This is a genomic window from Sphingobacterium chuzhouense, from assembly GCF_014692525.1.
Classification (GTDB): Bacteria; Bacteroidota; Bacteroidia; order Sphingobacteriales; family Sphingobacteriaceae; genus Sphingobacterium; species Sphingobacterium chuzhouense.
In genome coordinates this window covers 624,787-641,301 of record NZ_JACNYL010000001.1, presented here as the reverse complement: position 1 = coordinate 641,301, position 16,515 = coordinate 624,787, and the positions used below count along the sequence as shown (strand labels likewise).

Below are 16,515 nucleotides of genomic sequence, written 5' to 3'. Positions count from 1 at the left end.
CAAAAAAATCTGGTAAGTTGAGCACAATAAGAAAATGGGCAGTTCTTCTGCTTGCATCCCTAACCTTGTCAGGCTGCATGACCAATAATAGAAAAATAGATACGGCTAAACAGGCAGACAAACCCTTATATCGGGATACTATTTATGATGGAGCTGCCGATCCGGTTGTCATATGGAATAAAGAAGAAAATCGGTGGTTTATGTTTTACACCAATCGGCGAGCCAACATAGAAGTGGCCAACGAAGTTGATTGGGTACACGGCACACCTATTGGAATTGCAGAATCCACAGATGGGGGAGCGACCTGGCGATACCGTGCCGACGCGAATATCGGCTATGGAGGAGAAGATTATACCTATTGGGCGCCCGATGTGATTGAAGACAACGGAAGTTATCATATGTATTTGACAGTTGTGCCCGGTACGTTTTCTGATTGGAATCATCCGCGGGATATTGTCCACTTCACGAGTGATAATTTGATTGATTGGCAACAGGAGTCTGTTTTGACACTGGCGTCAGATCGTGTGATAGATGCCGGTGTATTCAAAGGGAATGATGATTGGTGGTATATGTATTACAATAATGAGCGGGATGGAAAATCTATCTACTCTGCCCGGAGCAAAGACTTATACCAATGGGAGGATTTAGGTAAAGCCTTCGATGGTCAAGCGGGCGAAGGGCCGAAAGTATTTTATTGGCATGATCGCTACTTTATGATCATCGATCATTGGGATGGGCTAGGCGTGTATTCTTCCACCAATTTGAAAGAATGGCAACGCCAACCAGAGAATATTTTGCGGGAACCAGGTAAAGGACCGGATGACGGAACGAAGGGATTACATGCGGATGTCGTTGTGCAAGGTGACAAAGCGTATATCTTTTACTTTACACACCCAGGTAGAACAGTAGAAAACGACGGTGGAGCTGGTGCTGCAAACGAAGCGTACAATGTTCGACGCAGTTCTATCCAGGTTGCTGAACTGGAGTTTAATAACGGGGTAATCGATTGTGATCGCGATAAGCCCGTATACATACAGTTGAAAAAATAAAAAAATAATAACCATGAAAAAAATTTTCGGCTTAATATGGATTATGGTATGGTGCTTTTGTTCTTGCTCGCAAAATACCGGTAAGGAAAGCGAGGTAGAAGACAACAGGGACGTGTATCTGATGTCATATTTTAAAGGTAATGGCGATGGATTGCATCTAGCCTATAGCCGCGATGGACTACAGTGGGAAGCGTTATTTAATGATTCTGTTGTCTTGAAACCACAGATTGGAAAAGATAAATTAATGCGCGATCCGAGTATTGTCCAAGATGATGAAGGAACGTTTCACATGGTCTGGACTACCGGCTGGTGGGATCAGGGCATTGGTTATGCATCTTCTAAGGATCTTAAGAATTGGTCCGAACAACGCAATATTCCAGTAATGGAAACATTTAAAGGGACGAGAAATACCTGGGCACCGGAAGTGTTTTATAATGTTAAAGACAAAGTATTTTATATTTTCTGGGCATCAACTATTCCCGGTGCTTTCCCCGAGCTGCCGACTTCAGAAAGTGAAAAGGGGTTAAATCACCGTCAATATTACGTTACGACCAAAGATTTTAAGACGTTTAGCGAAACCAAACTATTTTTTGATCCGGGATTTAGCGTGATAGACGGTGCAATACTCCAAAAAGACGATACCTATTACCTCTTTGTAAAAAATGAGAACTCAGCGCCTGCCGAGAAAAATATCCGCGTAACATCCAATGACCGACCGTTTAATTTCCCCACAACTGTTTCGGATCCGATCACAGGTGACTATTGGGCAGAGGGACCGGCACCGTTGGTTGTGGGCGACTATGTTTACGTATACTTTGATATGTATACCAGCCGTAAATATGGAGCAGTGCGTTCCCTGGACATGAAAAATTGGGATGATGTTTCGGATTCCGTGTCATTCCCACAGGGCATAAGGCACGGAACCATGTTTGCCGTATCAGAAGATATTTTTGAAGGGCTCACACCGTAGTTTTTTATTCAGGACTTACAAGGATTTTGATTTCACTTTTTTGAGCTGTATCTGCCGCTTGGAATGACTTTCTTTTAAATGAAAGTCTTCCACATCCTTCAGAACGAACTTAGGTATTCCTGGCATCGTTTGGACTGTCATGTTAGTAAAGAACGCGCCTTTCACATCTTCCAGGATGAATGCCGGTCGCCAATCTGGATTTTCAAATTCAAGACGAATATTGTCCATATATACATTCTTGGCATGTCGGATAAAAAATCCATACGCCGGTATTCTCCGAATTCCTGTGGATCTGGATAGGAGTCTTCCAGTTCGGGAACAACGATCTTTCCTTGCTCCATCGGGGCACCACCTTTGATCTGTATCCAGATATTGGAAAATTGAATGTCTTCAACATCATGTCCGGGTATGCCCATCAGCATAGAGCCGTAAATGGAGTTGCTGGCTTTGATGACGACATTATCCACCAAAATGTGTTTAAAGGTTCCGATTGTTGTATCATCGGGACCACGCATACGGCTGCCCAAACGAAAGAAAAATGGGGCATTTAGTATATCGTTCATCACAATATTGGATACCGTGATATTTTCCAGTATTGCACCATCTACCGTTTCGAGGGCCAATCCGCGGCAGTGTTCAAATGTACAGTTGGTAATCGTGATATGTCGGAAGGCACCATTGGATTCGGTTCCGAATTTTATACGTCCTGTCACGACACCTTTATCTGGAGCTTGTTTTTGCGTTTTTTGAAAAGTACCATCCAGGAATGTACCCTCATCATACCCAAATACGGAGCAGTTTTGGATGGTAACATGCTCCGTGGGAGTAGGCCGCCCCAGAGCATAGGATGATTTAAGTACCAGTGCATCATCGTTAGGAGAGTTGAGCAAGCAATCGGAAACACGGACGTGGCGACAGCCATCGATATTAATGGCATCCCGATTAGTATCTACTTTTAAATTGTTAATGGTGAGATTGTCTACGCCGGTTGCGAGTATTCCGAAATGACCACCTTGAAGAATTGAGAAATCCCTTAGAACAACATTTTTGCATTGTTTCAGCGCGATGGATTTATTGCCTAAGCCGGGTCGTGGATCGCCCCACTTTTGTAAACCTTTACCATAAATCAATCCGGTGCCGATAATGGATACATTTTCGAGGTCTTCGCCCCAGATAAGGCTATTGTGAAAATGGCTATGTCCAAAGTCTTGGTATTTTAAATCACCCCAAGGGTTTGGCTCAGGAGCGTCATATTGTCCCGGATGTTCATCCATGTGGGCGGCTACGATCGTTGCTCCAGGACTCAAATACAGGGTGATATAACTTTTTAAACGTATAGAAAAACAAAGGTACGTGCCGGCCGGAAGAACCACCGTTCCTCCTCCGGCTGCGGCGGCGGCATCAATAGCACCATTTATCGCTACATGATCCAAATGTATACCGTCTGCGTTAGCGCCGTAGTCCATAACGTTGTAAACGGCACTGCTTGTTGGTGTACCCACAACCGAAAGGTGGAGAATACAAAGTCCCAATAAACTTAGTAAGAACGATAACGGTTTTGCCGGAATATGCAGGATATGTTTTATTTGTCTCATAGCAGAAGGTTTATAAAATAGAATAACAATACTATGCTTTTTCGGTTGGATGGGCAACCTGTGCTGTCCTTGTCTGCTTGTTTTTTATAATTCTCCACAGGATAGTGCAGGTTGCGATCCGAACGCTAAAATATTAACTTCGTGAATACCAGGTGTAAATCGATAAAATAGATTCAATTATAATAATAAGCCCGTCATGAACTATATAAAAATTCTTTGGAGCATCACACTGATTTTTCTGTTGGCCCTTCCCGCTTTCTCACAGGACACAAGGGAGCGTAACTATATGTATGAGATTTTAAAACCCAATCACGAACCGAAACCGGACGTGGAAGGCTTTGCGCAAACAAGAGTGGAAGAAAACCTAGATCGAGGATTAGCACTGGCACGTATCAAAGAAAGCGGTGCTATTCATATCAGTTGGCGCTTGTTGAAAACCGATGATGAAACGGCAGCATTTAATGTATATCGTTCGGTGAATAAAAAAGAAACGAAGCTGAATAAAAAGCCTATAACAGCAACAACGGATTTTGTAGATACATCGAACAAAGACGCGAATGCACATTATTGGGTGGAAACGATCAACGGTAAAGAAAAAAAACAAAGTGAAAAAATAGCGTTAGCGCGAAATATCGAAGAAGAGGCGAATTATCATCGTATAAAACTGAAAGATCCTAATGTGACAGCTGGTCGGGTAGCGGTGGCCGATCTAAATGGTGACGGCAAGTATGATTACATTATCCGTCATCCGAATAGCAATGTCGATCCTGGCGTTCGTACACCAGATGACGGCACGACATATAAGATAGAAGCCTATTTGCATGATGGAACCTATTTATGGACGAAAGATTTAGGTCTAGGTATCGAACCTGGTGTATGGTATTCGCCCTTTATGGCGTATGATTTTGATGGTGATGGAAAAGCGGAAGTGGCGTTAAAGACCGCGGGCGACAATTATTTAAAGAATGATGCTGGACGAATATACGAGGGAAGTGAATATTTATCGGTATTGGATGGTATGACCGGTGAGGAGATAGTCCGCGTAGACTGGCCGGAGCGAAACAATCGATACGGTGATGTAAACCGTCAAAACCGAAATCAAATCGGTATGGCTTATTTAGATGGAAAAACACCTTGTATTCTGGCGGCTCGAGGTACATATAGACTTATGGTAGTCGACGCATGGCAATTGAACAATGGTAAATTGGAGAAACTCTGGAGATGGGACGGCGACGAAGAAAATCCAGTTGTACGGAGCCAAGGCGCACATAATATGGTCTGTGGTGATGTGGATGGTGACGGGAAGGATGAGATTCTGCTCGGTTCGTGTATGCTAAATAGTAATGGAACGTTACGTTGGTCGACGGGGCTCGGGCATTCGGATAAAGCTTATATGACGGATATCGATCCAAATAGGGAGGGAATGGAAGTGTTCCTGGCTATCGAACCCTGGATAGATAATGGTTACGGTGTGAGTACCGTCGATGCAAGTACCGGAGAGCGAATCTGGGGTATTGGACATAAAACACTTCATGTAGGAGATGGTATGGTTGCTGACATAGACCCCAGCAGTCCCGGATTGGAATGCTTCGCCTCAGAGGATAAAAAGGGAGGTTCTACCGATAAATATATGCTAAGTGCCGACGGAAAAAAACTCGCTTCCAATGCCGATGTGCCCCCCTGTCGGAATTGGATTTGGTGGGACTCGGGGAATATCCGCCAATTGTTTTTTGGAGATGATAACCGTTGGGGAGCAGAATCGATGTCAGGCGGAAGAGGTCAGTCCATAGGCTACTGGAAAGGTGATAAAATTGCAAATGGTATCTACGGCGATATCATTATGATCGCCGATCTGTTTGGTGATTGGCGTGAAGAGGTGGTGACCGCCTTGCCCGGCGAACTTCGCATTTACCATACCGATATCCCGGCAAAAGACCGTAAAGTTTCGTTGATGCAGGATCCTATTTATAGGAGCTATATACTTCAGCGCTCACAGGGTTACCCACAAGCGCCGGTTCCGTCTTATTATTTGGGGGAATAATCAGACTATTACAGGTTGCCGCCCAAATAACAAATTATATAATTTAGGCTGTACCAAATATAGCTTAATAACATTTGATATGATAAAATTTTATAACATAACGTTAATATTGTTGCTAACTGGCCAGATACTTTTTGCCCAAAGCATGCACATGGAATTTTCATTTGGCAAACCGCATAACAGCCGTTCTATTGTGTTAAAAACAGTGGAACCTTACGATGCAAACGGACAGTATGGTTTCGAATATGGTACAGAACAACATGTTAATATCCGAGAAGATAGCTATTCCCTATTCAGCGAACAACCGTTCTATTTTTCTGTCAGCGTGCCCGAGGGCAATTACAAGGTAACAATCGGATATCAAGGATTAAATGATAGCGTATATAAAAGCACTGTTCGTTCAGAATCCAGACGCTTACATTTGGAGCAGGTGAAAATCAAGAAGAATAAGACTTTAGAAAAGAGTTTTATCGTTAACCGAAAAGATGCAATGATCCGCGAAGGGGAATACGTCAGTCTGAAAAAACCTCGGGAACTGGAAAAATTAGATTGGGACGACAAACTTACCTTGGAATTTCAACATACTAATAATATAACCTACATACGCCTAGAGCAAGTTAATGACATACCGACCATATTTCTGGCGGGAAATTCGACAGTCGTGAATCAAGAGCATGAGCCTTGGGCATCATGGGGGCAGATGATTCCGCGATTTTTCGATGCTAAAATTGCCGTTGCCAACCATGCGGAGTCAGGTTTAGCACTCAGTTCATTTTTATCGTCAAAGCGATTGGAGAAAATTCTATCCGTAGCAAAGCCGGGCGATTACCTCTTCATTGAATTCGGGCATAACGACCAAAAGGAAAAAGGAGAAAAAGCAGGCGCATATAATGGATACACGGAACGTCTGTACCATTTTGTAGAAGCATTCCGCGCTGTTGGAGGTATCCCCGTGATTCTGACCTCTACCGCGCGACGTTCTTTTGATACTGACGGACAGCTACAGTACACATTGGGAGAATATCCCGATGCGGCGCGTAAGGTTGCGGAGGAATTGCATGTTCCTTTGATTGATCTGAACAAGATGACCCGTACATTTTATGAGACGCTAGGTGTAGAAGGATCGAAACAGGCGTTAGTCCATTATGCGGCTAATACGTTTCCGGATCAACCCGAACCTATGCAAGACAATACGCATTTTAATACGTATGGGGCATATCAAATAGCCAAAATGGTGTTACAAGGGATCAAGAATAATAAATTGGCGATTAGAAAATACATTATCGATTTTAAAAGCTATAAGCCTACACAGCCCGATGCTCCCAAAGATTGGGTGTGGCCGTTAAGCGTTAAAAACAGCGATATAAAACCCGATGGAAACTAGGGAAGACAATTTTCTAAAAAGGAGGGATACAGGATACCGCAGGTTGCTGCCGATTTAACAAAAAGATAACTTCGTAGAGAATAAACTTGTAACAGTAATTTTACCGCTAGCTCATCCGGTCAAAAAGTCTGTGGTGACTGTGTAAAAACAAACTTGGGGTCTAATTATAAACACTTAGTAACATCATTTTCATGAAACACTTTATTCCTATGAAACTTATCCCTCGAATGCTCATTGTGGTATGTTATATTACTTGTAGCATTTTTTATGCGTCTTTTTTGTCAGCGCAGACGCAGACTGTCAGTGGCAGAGTAACGGATGCATCAACCAATGAAGCAATCCCCAACGCCACCGTATCGGTAAAGGGGAGTACCACGCAAGCAGGAACAGATGCCGAAGGTAACTTTCGCATCGAAGCGACTCAAGGGCAAACCCTTGTAGTGAGCGTCATCGGTTATTTCCCGAAGGAAATAGCCGTTAGTGGAAGCCATGTCAACGTTTCGCTAGAACAAGATCAACAGGATCTGGAAGAGGTTGTCGTGGTCGGTTATGGTACGCAACGTAGACGGGACGTTACGGGTGCAATCTCACGCGTTTCAGGTGAAGAATTGCAGGAACGGCCGGTTCAAAATATATCAGAAGCGTTGCAGGGAAAAGCAGCTGGTGTAAATGTTGCCAGCAATATACGACCAGGAGAAACACCCAGTATCCGGATTAGAGGAAATCGTTCCTTGACAGCTGCTAACGATCCATTGATTGTGGTCGATGGAATTCCGTTGGTGGGAGGAAGTTTAGGGGATATCAGTCCAAATGACATCGAATCGTTGGATGTCTTGAAGGATGCATCGGCAACTGCTATCTATGGATCCCGCGCGGCCAATGGAGTAATCTTAGTCACTACTAAAAAAGGACAAGCTGGTCGTGTAACCGCCAGTTACCGTGGTACGGCCACGGTAGACCGCTATAAATCGCTGACCGATTGGATGAACGGAGGGCAATATATAGACCGGTGGCGAGAGAGTTTAATGAACGGTGGACTTTACAAAACAGCGCAGTTTACAGATGGTTTCACGCCGGTTGTGATGGGTTACCCCGATCCTTTTGAAGATGCAAGTAGAATGGGCGGTCTGAACCAGGATGTAAACGCCCTGAACAATGTGTGGAAAGGTTATGAATGGGAAGAATTTGGTAAAGTCGTGAAAATGCGTCCGACTACAGCAGCCGAACAAGCCATGGGCTGGCCGGCAGAAGTGCCGATATATAATTCGGGTAATATTCCTACCTACGATTGGGTAGGCGCAGTCTCTAGACCAGGTGTAACACAGAATCATCAGGTTTCCGTATCTGCAGGTACAGAAAAATCGCGCTTGTATGCGTCTTTAGATTACTTTGATCAACAAGGGGTATTAAAAGATCAGGATTATGAACGTATTAATTTGAATTTGAACGGAGATATTACCCCAACAGATTGGTTAACATTTGGGGCGAACATCTTGGCGTCCACGTCCATCCAAAATTATGGTATTTCGACGAATACTTCGAATACGGGTTCAAAAGATATTTTATCACGGGCGTTGAATCAATTTCCTTATGCAGTTCCGCAGGATGAAAATGGTAATTGGATTCTCAATCCGGGAGGAAATCTACAATTGTTCAATCCCGTAATAGACATCGATCAAGTGAAAAATGAACGGAAAGCTTATGCAGTTTCTCCGACGTTGTTCTCGGAAATACGATTTTTACCGTGGTTAAAATACCGTTTTAATTTTGGGGCACAGTTCCGGAATAATCGATCGGGTGCCTGGACAGGCCCAGAAGCTACGTCGCATCTAAATAATCGACCCAATACGGCTGGTTATACGAACAGTCAGAACTTTTCTTGGGTAGCGGAGAATTTACTCTATGTTGATCAAAATTTTGGTAAAGACCACAGATTGAACGTGACATTGCTGCAATCGGCACAGCGTTCCCAGTCAGAAAATATCGCAACAAACGTCATCGGAACTATTTACGACATCAGTTATTGGTATGACCTCGCGGCGAATACCAACGGCAGGCCCAATGGCTATGGCTCGGGTTTTTCAGAACAAACATTGATGTCCTGGATGGGACGGGTTAATTATGGCTATAAAGGGAAATATTTGATTACTGCTACCGGACGGTACGACGGAGCGTCGGTATTGGCACCGGGGCATAAATGGCATTTTTATCCTTCTGTTGCATTGGCTTGGAACGTCATGGATGAAGATTTCATGTCAGATGTATCCTGGTTAAACGAATTGAAATTACGCGGCGGTTATGGTGTTACAGGAAATTCGGCTGTTAATCCATATACGTCAACCGGTCCACTGAGCAGAAACCCCTACGCATTTGGAGATGAGGCCGCAGTGGGTTATCTGCCTCAACTGGTTCGAAATCCATTTTTGGGTTGGGAACAGACGGCGCAGTATAATGTCGGTATAGATTTTAATTTGTGGAATAGCCGGATTAGCGGTAGTCTGGAAGCCTACCAAGGCAATACCTATGATCTTATTTTAACGCGTTCCCTGCCGCCGGTATCGGGTTATGTACAGAAATTAGAGAATATCGGAAAAACTAAGAATACCGGGTATGAGATTACCTTGAACACCGTGAATATACAAAAGGATAATTTCACGTGGACAACATCGTTCAACTGGAATACGAACCGGGAGGAAATTGTTGAATTGCAAAACGGAGCCCAAGATATGTTAGCGCAACGTTGGTTTATCGGTCATCCGTTGCAGGTCTTTTTCCAATATGATAATGCGGGCATCTGGCAAAATACACCGGAAGACATTGCGGAAATAGAGCAGTTTAATGCTAATGGACATCAGTTTTATCCGGGCACCGTGCGGCTAGTCGACCAAAACGACGACTATCGTATCACAGCTGATGATATGGTTATCCGTGGAACAAACAGACCTAAATGGACAGGTGGTGTTACGAATACATTCCGCTATAAAGATCTTACATTAAGCACATTTATCTACGCCCGTTGGGGCCAGACCTTCTTTGGTGGTTATCCGAATTCGTATGGTGGTATCTGGCCAAACGGACGCGTCGAAAATGACCTATGGTCTTGGGATAATCCAAACGGTACCTGGCCGATGGCAAGTAGTATGGCCGGTAGAGAGAACACAAGTGCCGCGATGCAATACCATGACGGATCCTTTATATCGGTACGTAATATCTCGTTGACTTACGATCTGCCGAAGGAATGGCTTGGGAATCAATTTGTGAAAGGGCTACAATTGAACGGACAGGTCATGAACCCTTTTATTTTTGGAAAGTCAGCTGTCAAAATGGGCTATAACCCCGATGATGATACCAATTGGAGTTCTGCTTCCGGAGATGGTAATCCGCTTGGCGGGAACAACAACAATACCATTCTGCCACAGTCGTATGTGTTTAGTATCAGGGCAAATTTTTAACGATGTTAAACAAAAAAAGAAAAGTCATGAAGAAATATATTATAGGTTTATTAATCGGGTCGATGTTCTTATCGTGTAAAGATTTTCTGGAAGAAAGACAAGTATCTAATCTAACGCAGGATTTTTATAACAACGAAGGTGGTTTGGAATCGTTGATCAAGGGTTTATATGTGTACGCTAGGAATAAACATGAATGGGATGGAAGTGGGGCTCGGCTCATCGAAACGGAAACCGATGGCTACCAAACAGCCTCGGCGCCGGTCGCACAATTTAACAGCAGTGAATATGGAACGGATGTGAGCCGCATTGCTGGGAATATCAATAACTTTCTTGGTGCCGAAAACAGTAGTTATGCACCTATGGGAGCGTATCCGCACATCAACAATTGTAATATTGCCTTGGATCAGATTGATCAAGTCGCTCCGGGTAAATTTGGCACGGATGAAGAATTTAGAAATACTCGGATAGCTGAGATCCGCTTTTTGCGGGCATGGGGTTATTATTTGATCTCGAACCAATTGGGAGCGGTACCTTTGCTTTTGGATGCTAAACGCGAAGACAATGGGGTCTATCATTACCCAAAAGCAAGTTTGGAAGATATCTATAAACAGATTATTGCCGATGTAAGATTTGCTTATGAGCATTTGCCAACAACGCAATCAGACCAAGGCAGGGTAACGAAATTAGCGGCAGGACACTTTTTAGCCAAAGTGTACCTCAACCGGGCGCAGGCCGCCGGATTCCAATCCAGTGCCGAAGAACATTTGAAAATGTTGTATAAGGGCAATGTCAGCACGGATCTGGACTCGGTGATTACGGTCGCGAGCGAGGTTATCAATCTAGCCGGAGGGCCTGTGGGACTAGCTCCGGATTATTGGACATTGTTTGATCCCGCCGTGGCAGAGACAAGTCCACATCCGGAAGTCCTCTGGGCTGCCCAATTTGATGTCAACCAGACCTTACATAGTCGTTTTGGTAATCGCTCCGTAAACTATCATACCGGAAACTATACAAATCAATCGGGAGTAGACCGCTCGATGGCATACGGAAGACCTTTTGGTACGTTTAAACCGACAGATTGGGGTTATGACAATTTCCACGACCGGATGTATGATTCGCGTTTTGCGAAGACCTTTCAACATGAGTACATCAGCAATATGCCCGACGCAACAAGCTCGTCATATTCTTGGAATACCGCTGCTGCAAATTGGTGGAATGCCAATAAGCCGGCAGATGCACCTACGGTAGCGGCGAATGAAAAGCGTATCAAGCAAAACCAACGCGCCATTATTTACGTGGAAAATACCAAAGAGACTGCTTTAGACTCAGCTATGGTGCATAGTCAGCCTTACCAGTTTATCGCTCGGTGGGTACGTTCTGCCGCCACTGGAAGGTATTATTATCGACTGTTCATCGACGGCTCGAATCTTGGGCTTGCAACAGGAGCTCCCGCGCCGTACTTGGCTTCTAGAAAGCATGTGGACCCGTTACGTGGAGGTAGTGCAGATGAGGCCAATTTTAATAGCGAGGCTGGTACGCGCGACGCTATTTTAATGCGCTTGGCGGAAACATACCTGATCCGTGCGGAAGCATACGGACGTAAGGGCGATTATGGCTTGGCCGTGGAGGATATCAACGTAGTTCGTCGGAGAGCCGCTTTTAAAGCAGGAGAGGAGCGCCCACAGGTACTCGTAAAATGGGATGCGCAGGCAGAAGATTTAATTCCCGAGGAACGGGAGGCTCCTTATCAAAGTGCAGCCAATACTTTCGATAAAATAGCCGTATCGGAAAACCATTTTACGGCGGGTACAGTGGAAGCCGAAAAGGAAAATTATATGCCTACGGTAACATCTAAAGCTGACATGTTTATTCATTTCATTTATAATGAAAAAGCAAGAGAGTTTATGTCGGAGGGATTAGCATGGGAGGATCTTCACAACGCGGGCATTCTTTACGAACGGACAGCCCATTTCAACCAAATGGCCTCTAATCGTACAGGTCTGTGGCCCGTGGCGAGCAACACGGCAAACGGAAATGGTCAGAACGGGAATGGAAAAGGACAAATGGAAAAATACCATACTTTCCGCCCTTGGCCAAATGCTTTCTTAGTGAGGCTTACGGATGAAAATGGTACACCGTTGGACGAAGCCGCTAGAAAGGCTTACCAAAATCCGGGATATTAGCTGTAGCTAAATGGAAAGAGGCTTTTCTCGTAATAACAAGAGTTTAGCCTCTTTTTATTTTATTACGGTTAAATCTCCGCATAACACGTATTCCGTGAGTTAATCTTTAAGCCGATAAATACGCAGGTTGTCAATCGCTTGGCGAGAGTAAGTAGACCGTAATCCGAAATAACCTTGTGTCAACGGATTCGGATCACGATGGCTGAATAGTTCTTGACCGTCCACGGAGAAGGTGGTAACACCGTCAATCACTTCCGTGCGGATACGGTAGGTACGGTTGGATTCCAATCTGCTATCGTGTTCGTAGAGTAGGGGTTTGGTTCCATCGCCTTCATATTTTCGGAAACGGGTAGTTGTATTGGTGTTACCGCCCATGCCCACATAATATAACGATAATGAATCATAGCTTTCAAATACCCCTGATCGGGAAAACAAATTGTCATTTTTTGGATCCGTGGCCATCCAAAACTGATTTAGGTCTGAAAGCCGATCGTTCGTACCGGTATCTATCATCACAGTGCGATCGTATTCAATGGCTACATTCCCATCTAACCGATAGTTTAGCCATACCGTCACTCCACCATAAGTATCCAGCCAAAGTTTACCGTCAGCCACGTAAACACGTGAGTCTGGTTTGGGTTCAATCTCGACTACCCACCGAGAACTATCCAATCCATTTTCGAAGGTCTCCTCGAAGAGTAGCTCAGTTTCAGCAGAGCTAGTCGAACGACTTTGGCATGCTGTGAGGATAACGGTTACCCAAATAGGAAAGAGAATCGTATAGACAAATTTCATAGAACAAAAATAACAAACAAATACCAAAACAGTAATGAGCCCACAAAAAAGCAACTATTTTCAGCAATCGAGAAGGCATTTTCTAAAGCAGTCGGCCATATTGGCATCCACCTTGCCCCTCAGTGGTTCAGTACCATTTCATGCATTCGAGGGAGATAGGCAATATCAACAGGATAAAAACTTACACTGGTTGGGAGAACATGCGCCCAAAAGAACACGAGGTGTGACATGGGGTGTTCCGTGGAGTAAGGGAGAACTGAAAGAAACGAATGCGCTCACACTGGTTGCCCCCGGTGGCGGCACGCTACCTAGTCAACATTGGGTCACGGCCCGGTGGCCTGACGGATCGGTAAAATGGTCGGCACACGCCGCTGTATTGGATCAAGAAGATGGCAAAGCTGCCTTGGTTTTGCGTAAGGGAGGATTTTCGTCCCATACGGGAGATGAATCAATTGCTGTTAGGGAGGATGACGATATAATTCAGGTAGATACGCGGTCTATGCAATGCGTATTCTCCAAAAAAGGGAATATGTTGATCAGATCCATTCATCAAGGTAAACAAACCACCGTTACCGATGGTCAATTAGTACTCCAGTGGCAAAACCTACCGGAACAGACTATGGGCGAGCCGTTGCTAAGCGAAGAACTTCGGAGCGAAATCTACGAGACGGTTGTGGAGCATCAAGGACCCATTCGCGTGGTCATCAAAACAACAGGTATACACCGCTCGGATACAGGGCGTGAGCTACTACCGTTTACGGTACGATTTTATTGTTATCTCCATACAGCTGCCATTCGTATGGTTCATACATTAGTGTATGATGCGGACGAATACAAAGATTTCATCCGTGGATTGGGGATGCAGTTCACGGTGCCGACGACAGACGCCCTGTACGACAGACATATTCGATTCTGTTCCGACAATGGAGGGGTGTTTGGCGAGGCGGTAAAGGGGTTGACAGGCTTGCGGCGCGACCCGGGTAAGGAAATTCGGGATGCGCAGGTGGACGGAAGGGCAACAGCACCAATTTCAACATTCAACCCACGCGTGGCAAACGGGCTATCCTATATACCTTCTTTTGGAGACTACTCGCTTACCCAACTCACGCCAGATGGTTTTGAAATCCGTAAGCGAACAACTGCCGGTCATGGCTGGCTCACTTCAGCCCACGGTCAGCGCGCTGCAGGTGCCGGATATATCGGTGGTGCTAGCGGCGGATTGGTATTCGGTATCCGAAATTTTTGGCAAAGCTTTCCCGCACAGATAGACATTCGGCACGCGCATACCGATGCGGCTAAACTCACGCTCTGGATGTGGGCACCGAATGCTCCTGCCATGGATCTCCGGTTTTACCACGACGGCATGGGACAAGATACCTATGAAAAGCAACTGGAAGGGCTAGATATCACTTACGAGGACTACGAACCCGGATTTGGCACTCCCTATGGAATAGCCCGAACCAGCGAGCTTGAAATTTGTATCGTAGACAGTACACCAACCCATGAAGAACTCGCGCTCATGGCCAAACATATCCAAGATCCGCCGTTGCTGGTGTGCGCTCCCATCCACTATCAGCAAAGTGGCGTATTTGGTGGGGCATATACAGTTGGTCCGCCTAAAACCAATGCCGAAAAAGCTATTGAAGCGCAGCTGGCATTTTATATCGATTATTACAAAAAGCAGATCGAGCAGCACCGATGGTATGGGTTTTGGAACTATGGTGATGTTATGCATAATTATGATCAGGATCGTCACGTATGGCGGTATGATGTAGGTGGATACGCATGGGACAATTCCGAATTATCCACGGACCTTTGGTTATGGTATTATTTTCTGCGCTCAGGCAGGCATGATGTGTTCCGCATGGCAGAGGCGATGACACGGCACACCGGCGAAGTTGATGTGCATCATATCGGACGTTTTTCCCCCTTAGGTTCACGACACAATGTTATGCACTGGGGATGCAGTGCCAAGCAACTGCGCATCAGCACCGTTATTAACCGACGTTTTCTTTACTATCTCACGGCTGATGAGCGTATCGGTGACCTTATGCGTGAACAGATCGAAGCAGCACATACGCTTAAGCACATTGTGCCCGGTCGTAAGGTAGGTCAAATAGCCGCCAAAGATGAGGACAAGGTGAGTATGTCGTTCGGTACCGACTGGGGCGCTTTAGCATCCGCTTGGTTTACGGAATGGGAGCGTACGGGTGACGAAAAGATGAAACAGCGTTTGCTGAACAGTATGCGTAGCATTGGCAACCAGCCTTATGGTTTTTTTACCAGTTCGGCTGATATGGATTTGAGCAACGGCGTGTTTGAACACGTGAAGCATCAGCATATCAGGGTGTCCCATCTCAATGCGGCGTTTGGCTTGGCGGAAATCTGCACGGAACTCATTGGTTCGCTGGATGTGCCGGTATTTACGAAAGCATGGCTACAGTACTGTGAGGGGTATAATGCGGATGCAGCCTGGCAAAAAAAGCACCTTAATCAAACCTTTAATACACCAAACCTAGGGCAGGGGCATAGCAAACTCACCGCCTATGCCGGTTGGTTTTTGAAAGACCATGTACTAAAGGAACGCGCCTGGAAGGAATTTTATGCCGGTGCTGCGGGAATGAAATTAGGCATACCACCGGTACGCCTTGTTAGGCCACCGGAAGTACTCAGCGAACGGGATGAGGCACCTTTGTCTACCAATGCTGTTGCCCAATGGAGCTTAGCTGCTATGCAGTGTCTTGCGTTTGCCGGTGATTCCATAGGAGAAGGAGCATAAATGGCAGGATGCCACAGGTTGCCACTTCAAAGGCTTCGTAATATATTTGATATATATGAACAATTAACAACCGAAGAACTAATAATAAGCAGTAATTGAGAAGAAGTATAATCGAATAAATAAACGATACTAAACAAAAAAACCGAATAAGTAAATAGAATTTAGTCGACGCTATGAAGTGATTTTTAGATGGGATGAAAGATCCCGTCCGAGGATGGTATATGCCAATGATTATCAGATTGGAAAACCTCGACCAATAAAAGAAAA

9 protein-coding genes are annotated in these 16,515 nt (G+C 45.0%); 7 read left to right on the top strand and 2 right to left on the bottom strand.

Annotated elements, in window-relative coordinates; translation table 11 throughout:
- The first annotated feature begins 17 nt into the window (after nucleotides 1-17).
- The gene (locus tag H8B21_RS02655; protein WP_223814787.1) at nucleotides 18-1,049 is read left to right on the top strand and encodes a glycoside hydrolase family protein; all 1,032 of its coding nucleotides are present in this window, start codon (nucleotides 18-20) and stop codon (nucleotides 1,047-1,049) included.
- A gap of 13 nt (nucleotides 1,050-1,062) precedes the next feature.
- Nucleotides 1,063-2,019 (top strand): glycoside hydrolase family 43 protein, encoded by a 957-nt coding sequence (locus H8B21_RS02650; RefSeq protein ID WP_190312231.1) that lies wholly within the window; start codon nucleotides 1,063-1,065, stop codon nucleotides 2,017-2,019.
- Between the two features lie 161 nt (nucleotides 2,020-2,180).
- Here the strand turns inward: H8B21_RS02650 and H8B21_RS02645 are convergent, their stop codons facing one another.
- Nucleotides 2,181-3,614, bottom strand: coding sequence for a rhamnogalacturonidase (locus tag H8B21_RS02645; protein WP_223814786.1), 1,434 nt, complete (start codon nucleotides 3,612-3,614; stop codon nucleotides 2,181-2,183).
- Nucleotides 3,615-3,810: 196 nt separating this feature from the next.
- On the opposite strand from H8B21_RS02645, the gene H8B21_RS02640 reads away from it, so the two are divergent.
- From H8B21_RS02640 to H8B21_RS02625, 4 genes are all read left to right on the top strand, one after another.
- Entirely contained in the window at nucleotides 3,811-5,655 is a 1,845-nt protein-coding gene (locus H8B21_RS02640; RefSeq protein WP_190312230.1) for a rhamnogalacturonan lyase family protein, read from the top strand.
- Between the two features lie 79 nt (nucleotides 5,656-5,734).
- Entirely contained in the window at nucleotides 5,735-7,039 is a 1,305-nt protein-coding gene (locus H8B21_RS02635) for a rhamnogalacturonan acetylesterase (protein ID WP_190312229.1), read from the top strand.
- A gap of 209 nt (nucleotides 7,040-7,248) precedes the next feature.
- Nucleotides 7,249-10,491: a SusC/RagA family TonB-linked outer membrane protein gene (locus H8B21_RS02630; protein ID WP_190312228.1), complete on the top strand. Its 3,243-nt coding sequence runs from the start codon at nucleotides 7,249-7,251 to the stop codon at nucleotides 10,489-10,491.
- Nucleotides 10,492-10,517: 26 nt separating this feature from the next.
- Nucleotides 10,518-12,674: a RagB/SusD family nutrient uptake outer membrane protein gene (locus H8B21_RS02625; RefSeq protein WP_190312227.1), complete on the top strand. Its 2,157-nt coding sequence runs from the start codon at nucleotides 10,518-10,520 to the stop codon at nucleotides 12,672-12,674.
- A gap of 99 nt (nucleotides 12,675-12,773) precedes the next feature.
- Here H8B21_RS02625 and H8B21_RS02620 read toward each other — a convergent pair whose 3' ends face one another.
- Nucleotides 12,774-13,469 carry a DUF6250 domain-containing protein gene (locus H8B21_RS02620; protein ID WP_190312226.1) on the bottom strand — a complete coding sequence of 232 codons (696 nt, stop codon included), beginning with the start codon at nucleotides 13,467-13,469 and terminating at the stop codon, nucleotides 12,774-12,776.
- A gap of 34 nt (nucleotides 13,470-13,503) precedes the next feature.
- Here H8B21_RS02620 and H8B21_RS02615 point away from each other — a divergent pair, with 34 nt between their 5' ends.
- Entirely contained in the window at nucleotides 13,504-16,248 is a 2,745-nt protein-coding gene (locus H8B21_RS02615; RefSeq protein ID WP_190312225.1) for an exo-rhamnogalacturonan lyase family protein, read from the top strand.
- Nucleotides 16,249-16,515: the final 267 nt, after the last annotated feature.

Excerpts from the sequence above, each read along its gene's own strand:
- H8B21_RS02650 (WP_190312231.1), top strand. The coding sequence starts at position 1,063 with ATGAAAAAAATTTTCGGCTTAATATGGATTATGGTATGGTGCTTTTGT.
- H8B21_RS02645 (WP_223814786.1), bottom strand. The coding sequence starts at position 3,614 with ATGAGACAAATAAAACATATCCTGCATATTCCGGCAAAACCGTTATCG.
- H8B21_RS02640 (WP_190312230.1), top strand. The coding sequence starts at position 3,811 with ATGAACTATATAAAAATTCTTTGGAGCATCACACTGATTTTTCTGTTG.
- H8B21_RS02635 (WP_190312229.1), top strand. The coding sequence starts at position 5,735 with ATGATAAAATTTTATAACATAACGTTAATATTGTTGCTAACTGGCCAG.
- H8B21_RS02630 (WP_190312228.1), top strand. The coding sequence starts at position 7,249 with ATGAAACTTATCCCTCGAATGCTCATTGTGGTATGTTATATTACTTGT.
- H8B21_RS02625 (WP_190312227.1), top strand. The coding sequence starts at position 10,518 with ATGAAGAAATATATTATAGGTTTATTAATCGGGTCGATGTTCTTATCG.
- H8B21_RS02620 (WP_190312226.1), bottom strand. The coding sequence starts at position 13,469 with ATGAAATTTGTCTATACGATTCTCTTTCCTATTTGGGTAACCGTTATC.
- H8B21_RS02615 (WP_190312225.1), top strand. The coding sequence starts at position 13,504 with ATGAGCCCACAAAAAAGCAACTATTTTCAGCAATCGAGAAGGCATTTT.